We start from the raw sequence: 14,511 nt of genomic DNA, 5'->3' as shown, positions 1-14,511 counted from the left end.
CTTGAGTATTTATTAAGCTTAGGCTATTTGAGTATGCTATAGTTATATCAATGAAACAAGTCTATGAAAAGGAATGATAATGTCCGAAAATAATGATTTTTTTGAAGAAACTGAAGAAGTTGAATCTGACGAATACTTTTATGAGCGTGCTGATGAATTTATTGCTCTCGCCAATCAATTTGCAGATCAAAATCATCAAGTTTCGCATTTGACAGCACATCCTGGAAAGATCAGTGCTTCATTTATGTATGCCAATGCCCGTTATAGTATTTGGCATGCGGCATGTGCCTATAATCAAGCGCCAGATTTTAAAGCGGATCGCCAAGTCATCTTAGACTATTATGTAGAACAATTTAAACTCATGCTTGAAGATCATCTTGATGAATATCAAGAAAATTTTGACAGCTATTTTGCAAATTCAGATACAGAAGAAGTAAAGCGTTTCGTTTAACCCTTGGATTGCCTATAATAGCCCACCAATGAAATACGCTATGTGGAAAAGTCATGTCTCAAAAAATCGATGCTACTGATGTCACCGAAGAAGAAGCTTTAAATGCTGTTTTTTTTGAGCGTGCGGATGAGTTTATCAAACAAGCCAATGAGTTTTGCCGCCCAGCGAAAGGACAGCAACCTAAGCCAGAAGAACTTCGTGGACAAGTCAGCTCAGCAATGCTCTTCGCTACTGCACGTTTTAATACCTGGGTTGCTGCAAACACCTTTAAAGATGGTGATGAAATGCGTGACGCCAAAGAACAAGTCATGTCTTATATATTGCAACAATTCCAAATGATGCTTGAAGACAATTATGATGAATATTGTGAGCAGTTTGAAAATTATCTCCGTTTCCGTAAAAACGAAGATTTTCATACCCACAAACATGATCATGATGGCCATGATCATCAACACTGATTGAATTAATTCATATTAGATTGATCTAAGCATTGATGAAATAGCCTCTTTAATGAGGCTATTTTTTTTATAACAATTTTTAGCAGTCATCCCAAAACAATAAAATCAACTGATTCCCCCAATGGCTTTACCGCTTAAATTTTACCAAGTGACAATATTCACCTTTTATAAAATTCATGTATTGTATTTTGATAATAAATAACAATTTGGACGTTATATGCAAGATTTGAATTTTCCAATCATTGACCCACATATTCACCAGTGGGATCCCTACAACACCCCTCATGCAGCAGCATTTGCGGTAAAGCTTTTGGGCAAGCGTCCATTCCTACTCGATAAAATAGTGCGTTTAGTCAAAACTAAAGATTTGATTGAAACGGTTGGACTAACTGAGCACATTACCCGCCCCTATTTACCACAAGACTATAAACATGATCTTGGATCATATACAGTCGAACAAGTGGTGCATATTGAAGCCAGTTGGGCCAAACAGAAAGGTAAAGCTGTTGTGGGTGAAACAGAATTTATTGAATCCTTACCCTTTAATGAAAATACTGTAAAACTTGGTGGCATCGTGGCTACCGCCGACCCGTGCAATCCTAATTTCAAAAAGATTTTAAAGTTACACCAAAAAGCATCTAAACGTTTGCGCGGTATACGCCGTATGGCTGCTTTTCATGAAGATAAAGGCGTGCATAATTGGACAGATATCCCGCACCTGTATACTGAGAAAAAGTTCTTAAAAGGCTTTGAACAACTCGCACAACATAACCTGAGTTTTGATGCTTGGGTGTATTCTCATCAAATTCCCGATGTAATTGAGCTGGCAAAAAAGTTCCCAGAAACCTCTATTGTTTTAGACCACTTTGGTACACCAGCAGGCTTGTTTGGTAAAATTGGACAAAATACAGGCCTGTCTAAAACAGCACGTGAAAATATTTTTTATCAATGGCAAGATGCTATTGCTGAATTATCCGCTTATCCAAATGTATATACCAAAATGTCTGGTCTATTTATGCCAGTGCTTGGTCATCAATTTTATAAGAAAAAACAACTGGCCTCTAAACAACAAATCATTGATCTTGTTGCACCATTGATTCTGCATGCTTTGGAAAGTTTTGGCACCTATCGGGTGATGTTTGCTTCTAATTTCCCAATGGATCGGGTCAATACCAGTCTGGTGAATATCATTGATGCGTTTAGTGATATTGTGATGCAATATGATGAAAATGCACTGAAAAATATCTTCCACCATAATGCCAAACAATTTTATCGTTTGTAATTTTACAAGATAAAAGAGGTGTTACTTAAACACCTCTTCAAACTTATTTACTGATACACATAATTTTTTAAGTATAGAAGTTTAATTGAACTGCGAAAGAAAGGCTTGAATTGTATGTCGTGCAATTTCAGCATCTTCAAATGATTTCACTCCTGAAATACCCACTGCACCAACCAACTGACCTTGATACAAAATAGGCTCACCACCTTCTAACATCCCTGAACCGCTCTGCATGGTTAAAAATCCCATTTGACCATTTTTGATAAGGGTCTCATATGATCCCGACGGTCTACGACTTAATGCAGAGCATCTGGCTTTGTCCAAACAGAATTTCGACGTCAATGCAGAAGCGCCGTCCATACGCTTCATTGCCAATAAATTGCCCGTTTCATCAACGATAGCAATACTGACATTAAAAGCATGATCAATTGCATATTGATGTGCTTTATTCAATAAAAACTCTGCATCAGATAAGGTTAAATAGTGTTTGGTTTGCATATTTTCTTCCTGAATTATAATGTCTAAAATCACAAAAAAGCCTGTAGTCCTTAGACTACAGGCTTTTATTCTAAATCAAACTTGATTCAAAAAGACTGTCCATTCTGCTCATTTATTCAAGCAATCGAAGCGGCCTTAAATCCCCTTAAGCTTGCATTTCAGCAAAGACTTGTTTAGCCATATCAATGGTAAACTGAATATCTTCATCACTATGTGCAGCTGAAATAAAGCCTGCCTCAAATGCAGATGGAGCAAGGTTTACGCCACGATTTAACATCCCGTGGAAGAATTTACGGAATGCTTCATTATCGCATTTTAAAATATGGTCAAAACTGCTAATTTCGGTTTGATCAGTAAAGTAAAGGCCGAACAAACCACCAGCTTGTTGAGTAAAGAATGGGATTCCAGCTTCATCCGCAGCCGCTTGTAGACCCTGTAATAATTGATCTAATTTTGCAGACAAATCGGTGTAGAAGTTGGGTTGGCGAAGGGTTTCAAACATTTTGATCCCTGCTCGCATAGCCAATGGATTACCCGACAAGGTTCCTGCTTGGTAAACCCCACCTAAAGGCGCGATACATTCCATGATTTCACGTTTTCCACCAAATGCACCAACTGGTAATCCAGCACCAATGATTTTACCCAAAGTCGTTAAATCAGGTTTTACATTATAATATGCTTGCGCACCACCGAGTGCTACACGGAAACCGGTCATCACTTCATCAATAATAAATACTGATTTGTATTGATCACATTGCTCACGAATCGTTTCTAAGAAACCTTTGATTGGTTTAACCAGATTCATATTTCCAGCAACAGGTTCAACAATCACCCCTGCAATCTCTTGACCATATTTCGCAAAACAAGCTTTAACAGCTTCAATATCATTATATGGCAAGGTCACCGTATGCTTGGCAAAATCAGCAGGTACACCCTTTGATGTTGGCTCACCCATGGTCAACATGCCTGAACCCGCTTTAACCAATAAAGAATCTGAATGTCCGTGATAGCAACCTTCAAATTTCACAATCATGTCACGACCTGTATAACCACGCGCCAAACGAATAGCCGTCATGGTTGCTTCAGTACCTGAGTTGGTCATACGGACCAATTCAATTGATGGCATGATCTCACAGATCAAATCAGCCAGTGTGGTTTCATGTACCGTCGGTGCACCAAAGCTTAAACCATCAACTGCTGCTTCTTGTACTGCTTGGATAATATCAGGATGTGCATGACCTAAAATCATCGGCCCCCAAGAACCCACATAGTCCACATAGCGCTTGCCGTCGACATCGTATAAATAAGCACCTTTGGCTTTTTCGATAAATACTGGCGTACCACCCACCCCATTAAACGCTCGTACTGGAGAATTCACTCCACCTGGAATATGTTTACTGGCTTGTTTAAACAATTGCTCTTGTTTTGGAGATAGGCTCATAAATCGACTCAATCCTGTAGTATACTAAAATTTCAAAATGATATAAAAAATCACGATACAAATTAAGATTTTGCAGTTTCTGCAAATAACTGTGCCCAAGCTGCGACACGGGCAGGAATATTTTCAACTGATAGAGCTAATATATCACTAATCACTGCGCAAAGGTCAGCACCAGCCTCAATCACAGCTTGAGAATTTTCAACTGTTAAACCGCCAATGGCACAAATAGGTAAATCAAACTTTTTAGATGCCTGCTGTAATGCTGCTAGACCAATATTACCTGCTTCTGGTTTGGTCGATGTTGCATAAATTGCGCCAAAAGCCACATAGCTTGCTCCTTCAGCGATTGCTTTTTCAGCCAACTCAATTGAGTTTAAGCACGTTCGCCCAATGATGACACCTTGTGGTAAACGTTGCACTGCATCTGAAATTTCACCATCAGACTGGCCAAGATGCACACCTAAACTAAATTGTTCAGCTAAATCTAAATCATCATTAATCAAAAATGGTGTCTGATACTTTTCACACAGTTGCTTGATCTGCTTCACTTCATTGGCTTGGTCAGATTGAGCGACTTTTTTACGGCGATACTGAAGAATAGCGACTTGCTTAGTGCTTAAAGCAGCTTCGAGTTTTTCTAATAATAATTGGATTGGATCGTCGTTGGTAATCAGGTAAAGACCGCGCATTCAATATTCTCAAACAATCAAATAAATGGATTATAAGCAAGTTTTCTCAGCGAAGACGTGACAAAAACAAAAAAGCTTAGAAATCTCTAAGCTTTTTTGTTTAATTTATTACCATACTGACAAGATTAGCTCTCAATTTTATCTAGACTACGGTCTTTTAAACTTAAATTGCCACGTACAATATCGGAAAGCATACGCCAGTCCGAAATAAAACTATAAAGTGGTTGCTTAAAACTTGCTGGCTTATTTTTCTCAAATACAAAATGCCCCACCCAAGCACACGCATAGCCTGAAAGCAGTCCATAGACCACGTATTTTGCTTTACGTTGACGAATTGCTTTGCTAAAGAAATAAATACCGACACTACTTCCAGCTGCATGCAAACGGCGACTCATCATGCTACGGTGTTCAGTTAAATAAAAACGATAAAATTCTGAATAGTTTTTAATTGGTAATTCAAACTTCGGGTTTTGCTCTAATTCCGATTTAGGCTCAACATACGCGTTCATGATCAATCATCCTGTTTTATTTTTAATCAGCTTAGTTTATTTTATGCTGCAATAACAGCCAAATTCAATATCAAGTCTGTTGACAATTCATCTATATTTGCGACTTCAAGTATTGCCTAGACCATACAAGTCACGAAATAGGAAATTTTGTCATTCTAAATATTTAATTAGTAACGATATAGCGGTAAAAAATACTCAAATGGCATGCTATACAAGTCTTCTGATGACACATTTTAAGTTACAATGCCAGATTAAACATTCAAGAATGTTTAACTCTCTAATAACCATGATTAACACTTAGGACCCTCACATGCTTGAAGTTGAATTAAAGTTTCAAATTCCGGAAGCCCGCCGCAATGCACTCCTCAAAGCATTAGATCCTAAAAAATCCCAAATTATTCAATTACAAGCAAAATACTACGACACACCTGAACGTCAGATGTCCCAACACGGCGCTGCACTACGTCAACGCTTAGAAGGAACACGTTGGGTACAAACATTAAAAGCCGCCACCAAAAGCCATTTACAACGCTTTGAAGACAATATTGATTTAGGTGAGCTTGCTGAAGCCCCACATTTAGATATTGATATTTACCAGAATAAACCCGAAGCACTTGCTGTTTTAAAAAATGCATTGGGGGATAAATTTGACGAACTTCAATTACAATTTGAAACTGACATCCAACGTACCATCCGTGTGATTCAGTTTGAAGATGCTGAAATTGAAATCAGTCTCGATATTGGTGAAGTTAGAACTGAAACCGCCAAACAAGAAATTCATGAAGTAGAATTTGAGTTAAAAAGTGGCTCAATTCAATCACTTTTAGCCTTTAGTTTTGAATGGGTTAAAAAGTATCATTTGTGGCTCGATGTACGTAGCAAAGCTGAGTTTGGACACTTATTGACTGTGGATCAAAAAGTCAGTCCAGCACAACTCAGCAAAGAAACCATTTTAAATAAAAAAGACACTGCAGATAAAAACTTACGGGTGCTTATTGCCAGTCAATTACAGCATTTATTGCCCAATATTGCTGCGATTTCTGCACAGGTTGCCCAGCCTGAACATATTATTCAAGCACAGACTGCCCTACACCATTTACATTTAAGTCTTTCTCTGTTTAAAGATTGGACAGATACCAAAACGGATAAATGGTCACATCAACTTTCAGCGTTTGAGAGTCACTTTAAAAACTTACAGCATTTTGAACATATGCAACGCACATTAGGTGCTTTACTGCAAAATCCGAAAACGGCGCAAAGTTTAGATCGGGATATTTTGTATGCCAATGAAAAACTCATCAATTTGGTCAAATCAACTCAAAATGTGCAGCACTATTTAGAATTACTCATGTTCAGTTTAGGACAGTCTGCGAAAGCGCCAACCCATGACTTAAAATGGTTTGCGCAAAATACATTGCAAAATCAGTATCGACAGTTACAAGAAAGTTTAAATGAAGCCGATCTATCTGACCTTGAAAGTCTAGAAGCGCTGGCTCAGCATTTAAATGAATTAAAATTTAGCTTTCCGATCCTAACCAATATCTATGATGTTAAAAACTTGCAGAAATATGCGAAATCTTTAAATGATGCTCAACAAGCATGTGAGCAATATCAAGTGCTTGCTTCATCATCTTCTTACCTACAACAAACCGACCTAGAAGCCAGTGATTGGTTTGCTTTAGGCTGGCTTACCGCAAAACAAGAAGCTTATGCGGAAAAACTGCTTGAAGCGACGGAACAGTTCTTGGTTAGCCGTAAGTTTTTAAAATAAATCAACAGCGAGAAGAGATGGTTTTATTGAATAAAATCATCTCTTTAAATACTGCATAAAATTGAATATTTCTAGTCGCGTGAGTATTCACGTTGCGAATTTGTAATCATTCATTAAAAACTCAAAAAAAACAATTTATCGGATTAAAATCGAGAAAATAAGAATGGAACGATAAGCATGTTTGAAATTGAATTGAAATTCCAAATACCTGAAGAAAAGCAAGAAATGCTCATTAAAGCGTTTCAAAGAAAAGATACCAATATTCAACACTTACAAGCCAAATACTATGATACGGCACAATTTATTTTGTCTGAGCATTCCATTTCGCTTCGTCAACGCCTTGAAGATGATCAAGAAAAGCAGCAATGGGTACAAACCCTCAAACTTCCAACAGAACAAAGGCTTAAACGTGCTGAATTTGAGGAAAATATCGGAAACGCGGAAACAGGCTTAGATCTAAAAAATTATCTCAGCAATAAGCATATTGCTAAAAATATTAAACACTTATTAGAGCAACATAAAAACGGATTAGAAGTTCAGTTTCAAACAGACATCGAAAGAAAGCTCAGCTTATTTAAATTTCAAAATAGTGAAATTGAAGTCAGTTATGATCATGGTCATATCATCGCCCATCAACAGCGTCTCGCATTACGTGAATTAGAATTTGAACTGAAACAAGGTACTGTTCAAGATCTTATTTCTTTTATCTTACCTCGGATGAAGCGCTATAACTTATGGCTTGACACCCGTAGCAAAGCACAGCAAGGTTTTCAGCTTGCACAAAATACTCCAGACAATCCCGTACAGTTGCAAACGCCACTTATTCTTGATTCAAAGGATCATCCTGAGAATGCATTAAAAAAGATCGTAAATAATTGCTTATCGCATCTACTCCCCAACAGTACAGCAATTGCATCTGGAAACTTTAATTCCAAACATATTCATCAGGCACGTGTGGCAATTCGTCGCTTAAGAAGTGCATTAAAAACCTTTTCGAATTGGTCTTTGCATATCGATCCCACTTGGCAAACCCAGTTAACTGAATTATTTAGGCAACTCGGTTCGGCTCGTGATTTAGATATGATTCGAGAGGAGTTATTACCTCAGCTTGAGGCTGCTGGTGCACCTAAGTTTAAACTTCCAGAACCACAAGATGTCGATTCGCAAAAATTAACCAAACTGTTTAGATCTTTTAATTTTAATTATTTGGTCCTATCCCTAATTCAATTTATTGCCCAAGAATCAAGTGAAAAATCTCAAATAGCTGTACATAAAGAAGCATTTAAAAAAGTTAGACAATTACATCGCAAAATTCAAACTGACGCAGAAAATTATTTAAATTTAGACATCGAAGCTCGGCACCGTACTCGTAAAAACTTAAAGCGTTTGCGTTATAGTATTGAGTTTGTTGCATCATTATCAGATAAAAGCCAAGTCAAAAAATATTTAAAAGCCATTAAACCTGCTCAAGAAAGTTTAGGTCTCTACAATGACCTGATTGTTGCTGAAGATGTGTTAAAAAAATTGGTCAAAACAGAACCCCAAGTCTGGTTTGCTTTGGGCTGGATTGCCGCAGAACAGCAACGGCTTTTGCTGAAATCACAACAAGATTTGCTGCAGTTTGCCAAGACAGCCGTTTTAGAGTAATTGTAGCTACTATCCTGCTCTTTAAACCGAGATGCTCCGATCACAGCGGACAAAAGCGCATAAGTTTTTAAGCAGGATATGGAATCACGTTTTCAATAACTAAACGACTCAATGCCCTGTATCAGGATCGCCTCTTCTGCACAGCTAAATTTAATATTAAATTGCCCAAAACGCATCCCATAAATACGTGCATCATCATGCTGATAAGCTGGTCGAGGATCTAGAGCCAGTACCGACTCAAGTTCAGCGATATATTTTGGGTCCATGTCAGCTGTTTGAAGAAATTTACTTCTTAATTGCTGTGCATGCTCAGACCAAATAACCTGTTTACGAACAGGCTCATACTGGGCATAACCACTTTGCGCCACATCCACAGCATCTGAATAATGAATATAAGGTTTAATATCGACAATCGGCGTACCATCTAAAAGGTCACTGCCTGTCACATATACACGAACAGCATTCCCCTCTTTTTTGACGGCTTTAAGTTGTACTACAGATAAACCAATCGGTGCTGGACGATACATACTGCGTGTTGCAAATACACCGATTTTTTTATTTCCACCTAAACGCGGTGGCCTCACTTGAGGTCGGAACTTATCTTTATCTTGTTGATTTTTATTGTCATGAAACTGCCAGATCAACCATAAATGACTAAATTCCTCGATTCCATCAAATGCTTCCAAGACATTGTAGGGTGCATGCATTTCGATAAAAGACTCCACCTGAACCAGATTTGGTTGTCGAGGAATACCAAATTTTTCAACATAAGGAGAACGCATAATCCCAATAATCGGGAGACTTAACTCAGTCATAATCATTTTTTCTGATAAGTTCAATTAAATATATTCAGTTTATCGAGAATGATTTTAGATTAGAATAGCAGGCTGTTCTAATTTGATAATTTATTGAGACCTTTAATGGCTGCTTTCAACGTCGAAAAGATTACTCACGTACACCACTGGAATGACACTCTATTCAGTTTTAAGACCACACGTGATACCGCATTACGTTTTAAAAATGGTCAATTTGTGATGATTGGTCTTGAAGTCAATGGTAAGCCTTTAATGCGAGCATATTCTATTGCAAGCGCTAACTACGAAGAAGAATTAGAGTTTTTCTCAATTAAAGTGCCTGATGGTCCTTTAACTTCTATTTTGCAAAAAGTAAAAGTTGGTGATGAAATTCTAATTTCTAAAAAACCTACAGGGACTTTAGTGCTTGATGATTTGAATCCGGGTAAAAACTTATACCTTCTTTCATCGGGTACAGGGCTAGCACCATTCTTATCAACGATTCGCGATCCAGAAACCTATGAGCGTTTTGAGAAAGTTATCGTGGTACATGGTACACGCTTTATTTCTGAATTGGCTTACCAAGACCTGATTCTCAACGAACTTCCAAACAATGAGTTTTTTGAAGAGCTAGGGATTAAAGACAAATTGGTTTACTACCCAACTGTGACCCGTGAAGATTTCCATACCAAAGGTCGTGTAACCACTGCGATTGAATCTGGTGCATTATTTGAAAAAATTGGCTTACCACGTTTTAATCCTGAAACTGACCGCGCAATGCTTTGTGGTAGCCCAGCATTCCTTGACGATGTTGTCGAGCTGCTTGACCAACACGGTCTGAAAGAATCCCCTAAAATGGGCGTTTTAGGCGACTACGTGATTGAACGCGCTTTTGTTGAAAAGTAATTTATTTTTTAAGCAGCGTTAAATTGAAAGCCGAGGTTGAATACCTCGGTTTTTTTGAATTTAATGAATATAAATTAGTACAGCTTTTTGAACCTCACTTAAGTTCAAGCAGGATTCCACTTATACAGCAGTAATTCTTCGATATCTTTCATTTCATGAGTCAATAATCTTGAAAGTACATCTATTAAATAGGCATATCCAGACCATTAAGCTTAGCCAACTGGATTAAAGTCATAATATTTTCTGCTCTCTGTCCATTTATAAGTAAGCCTGCAAACAGTCATTTCTTACATCCCAAAGCCCACAGATTTATTTGATATTCAATCCAGTTATTGTCAATTCTTGATAAAGGAAAAATTTCAAATATCTAACATAAACTGTATTATATTAATTTCGCATTTTTACAATACAATCTGAAAATAAAATTACAATTTCTGCACCAGCACTAGGTTCCAAATAAAGTAGGGCTAAATCATTTGATTTAATTTTTTCGACAATTTTTCTTAATTCATCATTCGACCAATATGTTGATGAATCAGAATTTGAAGAAACCCATTTTAATAATTCAAATATTTCATCGTGACAAAAATTATCTTTTTGATAATTAATTACTCTAGAAATAATGTTTTGTTTTCCAAAATCTAATACCCTATATTCTAAAACTCCTTTAAATACTAATTCATATCTAACCTCATAATCTATTCTCACAAATAGTATAAGGATATCTTGTTTATTATCAAAGAATACCCCTTCAATTACACCATCATGAATTATTTTTAATAAATTTTTTAAACTCATAAAAAACTCTAATTTTTACCTAACATATTTATCATTATCAGGTTCATACGATCTTCCAGAACCTCTAATAAGCTTACCAATAACACTTCTTTTCGAATCGTGTACATGTGGAATACCTGAATCATAATCTATATCCAAAGCTCTCGATTGATCATGTGCTTGATCAGTATAGATATAGGCTTCTATTATTTCATAACTAAGAATAAACTTGTTCTAATTATTGTCCCGATATACTCAGTAAATTTTCAATCATTGACATTGCCATGGCTCATTTTTATTGATCTTGTATCGTTATAAAAAAGCCATACACATGTATGGCTTTCCTTGCGTCAATGAGTCATTTTAATCATCAATTTAGATTTTTCTGAGCTTGACCATATTGGTCAGCCATCACTTCAACCAATTGATCAGGTTTAATATACTTCTTAATCACAGCATCCACATCCGCTTTGGTCAGTTGAGCAAACTCTTGATCTCTTAAAGCACGACTATCCATTTTCTTATTGCGTTCAAGCTGGCTGTTTAACATACGATGAATCACACGCTCATCTTCTAAAGACGTCACACGTTGCTTCATGATATTGGCTTTAGCCGCTTCCAACTCCTGACTGGTTACTCCAGTCGCTAATAAGTCATTCAGCACTTTACGCACCACTTGCGATACTTCAGCAGATTTTCCTGCTGTGTAATTGGCTTCGATCGACAATGCACCGGCTTCATTAAAAGAGTCTAAGTTTAATTGACTACCAAAACCATAAACCAACGCATTTTTTTCACGAAGCTCTTGTCCTAAACGTGAAGACAATTGCGAGTCGCCCAAAATATAGCTAAAGACAATCAATGCTGCGGCATCTTTATTGTCTACACCTACAGGCAAAGTCTGCAAAGCTTGATAACTACCAAACTCACGTTGTTCTGAAAGGGCATGCACTTTCTGCGCTTTATACGTGGTAAATTCTGTTGATAGACGCTGATAAGGTTGTTTAGCTGACCAATTGCCAAATTGTTGCTCAAGTAATTTCTTGATCGGTTTTGCATCATACTGCCCAGTGATAGAAATAAAGGCATGGTCCATTGCAAAGTATGTTTTATATAAATCAATAACTTGTTGGTTGGTTGCTGCTTGAATCTGTTGTTTAGCCAACTCTGGTTCAAAATGATAACGTAAATCACCCGGCTGATAGGTTTCAAGTAAGCGTGCAATGGTTAAAGAGGATACTGTTTCAGGCTCAGTATATGGTCGATCCAAACTAGATAAGCTTTGTAATTTAATTAAATCAAATTGTGATTGTTCAAATTTAGGGCTCTTCATCACCGACACGATATATTTAAAGAACTCTTCAAATTTTTCTTTTTTCGCTGAAATTTGAATAGTAATCCCGTTATCCGATGCCGTTGCCGTTGCTCCACCACTTGCTTCAATGGTTTTATCTGCAATGTTCTGTAAGCTATATTGCTCAGAAGCACGTAATAATAAATAAGCGGTAAAATCGAGGATTTGTGCCTTATTCATTAAAGATTCAGCTGTACCAAAATTAACCTCAATGGTTGCATAGGTTTTATCATCACGTGTCGAGGTTGGGAATAAAGCATACTTCATTCCATTTTTTAAAGTGCCACGTTGAATCTTTTTCTCTGTTGCAGTTAAATATTGTTTCGATTTTTCAACATATTGAGCAACTTCGGCTTGATAAACACTGACATCTTTTAACGGTTCTACTGCAGCAGCTTGTTGATCTAAAGTTTTTGGTTTTTCAGCAGCTTGCTTTTGCTCCAAGGCCTTTTTCTGATCTTCAGGTGTCGGTTGAATATCACCATTAAAACGGTGCTGCTCAGTTAAAAATGCTTTTAAAGTTGCATTAGTTTCAGCTACGCTTAACTTTTGAATGGCTTGTTGATCTTTAAAATATTGTGCCCAATTGCCATGCGATGACACCACATAATCACTCAACATACCACCAACAGCAGCAGCACTGGTCAATAAACTTTCATTGGCATTCTGGATCAGATTTTTAACCCGTTTTAATTCAACATCATCAAAACTTTTATTTTTCTCTACACCTGCAATCAACGCACTGTCAATTTTTTGAGCATCATGGTTTGGTGCATATATTGCCCCCATAAACACCAAGTTAAAATCATCATCTAACCATGTTGTAGACTGGACATTGGTCGCGACACCAGTTTCTACCATGCTGGAATATAGATGACCACTCGGTTGTAAGGTATATAAATATGGCGCAAGTGCTAATACCGGCTGAATTTTTTCATTCTTACCATTCATATAAATATTGAATTTGGCAAGATCACTGCCCTTTTTCACCACAAAATTACGATTTTTTATGGTTGAAGAATCAAGTAAAGGTACTGTTGCTTGTTGAGGAATCTTACGTGCAGCTATCGCACTAAAGTTTTTATCAATGGCTTTTAAAACTTCTGCTTTATCAAATTTACCAGCAATCACCATCACCGCATTATTCGGTGCATACCAGTCTTTATAGAATTTGTTCAATTCATTCATTTTAATTGACTGTAGTTCAGCAAGATCACCAATCGGTAAACGACCTAATGACTTGTTGCCATAGGCTGCTTTCCACATTTGATCCATCAGCACAGCAAAAGGCTGATCCATACGCACTTCGCGTTCACGCATCACAATATTGATTTCTGAAGGAACGAATTGTTCTTGAAGCACCAATTTGTCCATACGTTGTGACTCTAAATAAATCACTTCGTTTAAGGTATTTTGGTCTGGACGTACTATATTGGTATATTTAGTCGAATAATAATCGGTACTGGCATTGGTCATTAACGTATATTGATCTAAACGGCGTTGAAACTCTTCGCCTTTTACATCTTGTGTGCCTTTAAAGGCTAAATGTTCAAGTAAATGTGCGAGGCCACCTTTGCCTTGCGGATCATTTAATGAACCGGTCAAATAAACCGTATTCATAAAGACTTTACTTTCTTTGTCATTCGGTGCAAGTAAAACTCTAAAGCCATTCTCTAGCTTATATTCTTCGATATTATGTTCAGATTTAACCAGGATGGCTTGAGCAAAACTAGACGCACTAAAACCAAGAATACAAAGCGACAAGGTGAGTTTTTTCAACTGCATGAGCATAGGAGAATCCAGAATTTTTTAAATTTTAAACATTTATAAGCTAAACATCTTAAGAAATTCTGAACAAAATTTATAGTAAAGTTTTGAAAAAAGAGCCGTTTATTTCAACGGCTTTTGTAATGATTTGAACATCTTTATCTTAA

13 protein-coding genes and 1 pseudogene are annotated in these 14,511 nt (G+C 37.0%); 6 read left to right on the top strand and 8 right to left on the bottom strand.

The features are described 5' to 3' along the window. Positions 1–79: 79 nt before the first annotated feature. The 3 genes from AC07U8_RS06655 (at position 80) to AC07U8_RS06645 (ending at position 2,191) form a co-directional block, all read left to right on the top strand. On the top strand, positions 80–451 hold the full coding sequence (locus tag AC07U8_RS06655) for a DUF3144 domain-containing protein (protein WP_004820143.1): 372 nt from the start codon (positions 80–82) through the stop codon (positions 449–451). Positions 452–504: 53 nt separating this feature from the next. Then, positions 505–909, top strand: coding sequence for a DUF3144 domain-containing protein (locus AC07U8_RS06650; RefSeq protein ID WP_004820141.1), 405 nt, complete (start codon positions 505–507; stop codon positions 907–909). Positions 910–1,126: 217 nt separating this feature from the next. Beyond that, positions 1,127–2,191 carry an amidohydrolase family protein gene (locus AC07U8_RS06645; RefSeq protein ID WP_494737547.1) on the top strand — a complete coding sequence of 355 codons (1,065 nt, stop codon included), beginning with the start codon at positions 1,127–1,129 and terminating at the stop codon, positions 2,189–2,191. Between the two features lie 81 nt (positions 2,192–2,272). Here the strand turns inward: AC07U8_RS06645 and AC07U8_RS06640 are convergent, their stop codons facing one another. The 4 genes from AC07U8_RS06640 to AC07U8_RS06625 form a co-directional block, all read right to left on the bottom strand. Next, the gene (locus AC07U8_RS06640; RefSeq protein ID WP_494737546.1) at positions 2,273–2,689 is read right to left on the bottom strand and encodes a GlcG/HbpS family heme-binding protein; all 417 of its coding nucleotides are present in this window, start codon (positions 2,687–2,689) and stop codon (positions 2,273–2,275) included. A gap of 145 nt (positions 2,690–2,834) precedes the next feature. After that, the gene (gene hemL, locus AC07U8_RS06635; RefSeq protein WP_494737545.1) at positions 2,835–4,130 is read right to left on the bottom strand and encodes a glutamate-1-semialdehyde 2,1-aminomutase; all 1,296 of its coding nucleotides are present in this window, start codon (positions 4,128–4,130) and stop codon (positions 2,835–2,837) included. Between the two features lie 62 nt (positions 4,131–4,192). Then, positions 4,193–4,819, bottom strand: coding sequence for a thiamine phosphate synthase (thiE, locus tag AC07U8_RS06630; RefSeq protein ID WP_239046077.1), 627 nt, complete (start codon positions 4,817–4,819; stop codon positions 4,193–4,195). A gap of 125 nt (positions 4,820–4,944) precedes the next feature. Further along, on the bottom strand, positions 4,945–5,328 hold the full coding sequence (locus AC07U8_RS06625; protein WP_004721901.1) for an Mpo1-like protein: 384 nt from the start codon (positions 5,326–5,328) through the stop codon (positions 4,945–4,947). A gap of 310 nt (positions 5,329–5,638) precedes the next feature. Here AC07U8_RS06625 and AC07U8_RS06620 point away from each other — a divergent pair, with 310 nt between their 5' ends. Next, positions 5,639–7,099: a CYTH domain-containing protein gene (locus tag AC07U8_RS06620; protein ID WP_494737544.1), complete on the top strand. Its 1,461-nt coding sequence runs from the start codon at positions 5,639–5,641 to the stop codon at positions 7,097–7,099. Between the two features lie 177 nt (positions 7,100–7,276). Then, positions 7,277–8,746 (top strand): CYTH and CHAD domain-containing protein, encoded by a 1,470-nt coding sequence (locus tag AC07U8_RS06615; RefSeq protein ID WP_494737543.1) that lies wholly within the window; start codon positions 7,277–7,279, stop codon positions 8,744–8,746. A 92-nt stretch (positions 8,747–8,838) separates the two neighbouring features. Here AC07U8_RS06615 and tsaA read toward each other — a convergent pair whose 3' ends face one another. Beyond that, complete coding sequence (gene tsaA / locus AC07U8_RS06610) at positions 8,839–9,567, bottom strand: tRNA (N6-threonylcarbamoyladenosine(37)-N6)-methyltransferase TrmO (RefSeq protein ID WP_494737542.1); 729 nt, start codon at positions 9,565–9,567, stop codon at positions 8,839–8,841. Positions 9,568–9,666: 99 nt separating this feature from the next. Between tsaA and AC07U8_RS06605 the strand changes: the two genes are divergently transcribed. After that, the gene (locus AC07U8_RS06605) at positions 9,667–10,446 is read left to right on the top strand and encodes a ferredoxin--NADP reductase (RefSeq protein ID WP_270385455.1); all 780 of its coding nucleotides are present in this window, start codon (positions 9,667–9,669) and stop codon (positions 10,444–10,446) included. A 104-nt stretch (positions 10,447–10,550) separates the two neighbouring features. Here the strand turns inward: AC07U8_RS06605 and AC07U8_RS06600 are convergent. From AC07U8_RS06600 to AC07U8_RS06590, 3 genes and pseudogenes are all read right to left on the bottom strand, one after another. Continuing rightward, positions 10,551–10,786: pseudogene (locus tag AC07U8_RS06600) on the bottom strand (transposase domain-containing protein); the annotation flags it as partial. 47 nt (positions 10,787–10,833) lie between these two features. Beyond that, entirely contained in the window at positions 10,834–11,244 is a 411-nt protein-coding gene (locus AC07U8_RS06595; protein WP_034612234.1) for a hypothetical protein, read from the bottom strand. Between the two features lie 349 nt (positions 11,245–11,593). Next, complete coding sequence (locus AC07U8_RS06590; RefSeq protein WP_270385459.1) at positions 11,594–14,368, bottom strand: M16 family metallopeptidase; 2,775 nt, start codon at positions 14,366–14,368, stop codon at positions 11,594–11,596. Positions 14,369–14,511 lie beyond the last annotated feature (143 nt).

The sequence above is a fragment of the Acinetobacter sp. GW821-FHT01E09 genome, from assembly GCF_059422385.1.
Note: the sequence above shows the minus strand (reverse complement) of the source record. Positions and strands in the feature narration are given on the sequence as shown.

Coding starts and splice junctions, on each gene's coding strand:
- AC07U8_RS06655 (WP_004820143.1), top strand. CDS start 80: ATGTCCGAAAATAATGATTTTTTTGAAGAAACTGAAGAAGTTGAATCT.
- AC07U8_RS06650 (WP_004820141.1), top strand. CDS start 505: ATGTCTCAAAAAATCGATGCTACTGATGTCACCGAAGAAGAAGCTTTA.
- AC07U8_RS06645 (WP_494737547.1), top strand. CDS start 1,127: ATGCAAGATTTGAATTTTCCAATCATTGACCCACATATTCACCAGTGG.
- AC07U8_RS06640 (WP_494737546.1), bottom strand. CDS start 2,689: ATGCAAACCAAACACTATTTAACCTTATCTGATGCAGAGTTTTTATTG.
- hemL (WP_494737545.1), bottom strand. CDS start 4,130: ATGAGCCTATCTCCAAAACAAGAGCAATTGTTTAAACAAGCCAGTAAA.
- thiE (WP_239046077.1), bottom strand. CDS start 4,819: ATGCGCGGTCTTTACCTGATTACCAACGACGATCCAATCCAATTATTA.
- AC07U8_RS06625 (WP_004721901.1), bottom strand. CDS start 5,328: ATGAACGCGTATGTTGAGCCTAAATCGGAATTAGAGCAAAACCCGAAG.
- AC07U8_RS06620 (WP_494737544.1), top strand. CDS start 5,639: ATGCTTGAAGTTGAATTAAAGTTTCAAATTCCGGAAGCCCGCCGCAAT.
- AC07U8_RS06615 (WP_494737543.1), top strand. CDS start 7,277: ATGTTTGAAATTGAATTGAAATTCCAAATACCTGAAGAAAAGCAAGAA.
- tsaA (WP_494737542.1), bottom strand. CDS start 9,567: ATGATTATGACTGAGTTAAGTCTCCCGATTATTGGGATTATGCGTTCT.
- AC07U8_RS06605 (WP_270385455.1), top strand. CDS start 9,667: ATGGCTGCTTTCAACGTCGAAAAGATTACTCACGTACACCACTGGAAT.
- AC07U8_RS06595 (WP_034612234.1), bottom strand. CDS start 11,244: ATGAGTTTAAAAAATTTATTAAAAATAATTCATGATGGTGTAATTGAA.
- AC07U8_RS06590 (WP_270385459.1), bottom strand. CDS start 14,368: ATGCTCATGCAGTTGAAAAAACTCACCTTGTCGCTTTGTATTCTTGGT.